The organism is Intrasporangium sp. Soil_C_50, assembly GCF_057656595.1.
On sequence record NZ_JBDGKB010000038.1, the window covers coordinates 1 to 215 of the forward strand.

Below are 215 nucleotides of genomic sequence, written 5' to 3' on the forward strand. Positions count from 1 at the left end.
AACGGCACCGCCTACACCTTCAAGGTCTCGGCCACCAACGCCATCGGCACCGGACCCGACTCCACCGCCTCGGCCGCCGTCACCCCGACCGGGCCCACCGCACCCGCGGCACCCACCGGCGTCACCGCCACCGCCGGCGACAAGCAGGCCACCGTGTCCTGGACCGCCCCGGCCAACGGCGGCAGCGCCATCACCAGCTACACCGTGACCCCGTA

1 protein-coding gene is annotated in these 215 nt (G+C 74.0%); it reads left to right on the forward strand.

From position 1 onward, the window contains the following. The coding region (locus AC3A5R_RS23120) for a hypothetical protein (protein ID WP_487623122.1) at window positions 1-215 on the forward strand (215 nt) is incomplete at both ends.